This window comes from Methylobacterium sp. EM32 (genome assembly GCF_040593685.1).
In the GTDB taxonomy this organism is placed as follows: Bacteria; Pseudomonadota; Alphaproteobacteria; order Rhizobiales; family Beijerinckiaceae; genus Methylobacterium.
On record NZ_JBEXZS010000250.1, the window covers coordinates 1 to 1,234 of the forward strand.

The 1,234-nt window shown below is 71.6% G+C and carries 1 protein-coding gene; it reads right to left on the reverse strand.

The window, feature by feature from the left end:
• On the reverse strand, window positions 1–1,234 hold a 1,234-nt coding region (locus ABZT49_RS31445; RefSeq protein ID WP_407943608.1), incomplete at both ends, for an HlyD family type I secretion periplasmic adaptor subunit.

Genomic DNA, 1,234 nt, shown 5'->3' on the forward strand with positions numbered 1-1,234 from the left:
CCGCCTCGCGGTCGTCGACCGCGTCGCGCGACACCCGCACCACCTTGCCGTCGATCGAGCCGTAGCGCGTGAACGGGAAGGCGTCGATCTTCACCACGGCCTCCTGGTCGGGCAGGACGAAGCCGATATCCTTGTTCTGGACCTGGGCCTCGACCTCGATCGGCCCGTCGGTCGGCACTACCACCATCAGCGGCTGGCCGGCGGTGACGACCTGGCCGAGCGTCGTCACGGCGAGTTGCTGCACTGTGCCGGAGATTGGCGCCTTCAGCGCCGTACGCTCGCGCTTCAGGGTCGCCTTGATCACGTCCTGCACCAGGGCGTCGCGCTTCTGCGCGGCTTCCGTCAGCGCCTGGTACTGGCGCGCCACGGTCTCGCTGGTGAGCTGGGTGATGCGCCGCTGCAGCGAGACGGCGCCGGCCTTGGCCTCGGTCAGCTGCCCGCGGTCGTAGGCGAGGTCGGCCGCGACCTGCTCGACCTGCTGCACCGCGTCGATCACCGCCGCGCGGGTGCCGGCGGACTTCGCCACCAGGGTCTCGCGCATGTCGGCGCGTTCCTTGAGCACCGCCTGGAGCCGCATTCTCGCGGCGATGCTGGCGGAGAAGCGCTCCTGGGTCGCGACCTTCTCGTTCAACTGCGCCTCGAATGCGTCGCGGGTGGTGACGTACTGGCCGATCTCGGCCAGCATCGCGCCCTCCTCGCGGGCGCGCACCGCGGGCGGCACCGCGGCCGGGAAATCGACCTTGGCGGTCGGCTTGTTCGTCTCCACCGCCGCGATCGTGGCGCGCCGCCGCGCGATCTGCGCCTCCAGCGCCGCGAGGTCGCCCTGGCGCGAGGACAGGTCGGCCTCGGCCTCGGTCGGCTCCAGGGTGAGGAGCACGTCGCCGGCCTGGACCCGGCTGCCGTTCTCGACCGCGATCGTCTGGACCTTGCCGGTGTCGAAGGGCTGCACGACCTTCGAGCGCCCGGAGGGCTGAATGCGCGCGGTCGCGACCGCGTGGATGTCGATCCGAGCAAAAATGCTCCAGACCAGGGCCGCCCCGAACATCAGGCACATCACCCAGGTGAACACCACCGCGTAGGGCGAGGGCGGGGTGTCGAGGATCTCCAGGTGCGCCGGCAGGAATTCCTGGTCGGAGCGGTCGTCGGCCATGCGCCGCACCCGCTCGGTCAGGCCGCGCGGGCTGAAGCGGGCCGGCGGCGGGGGGCTGCGCCGGGGTGCGGGCAGGTTGGAAGG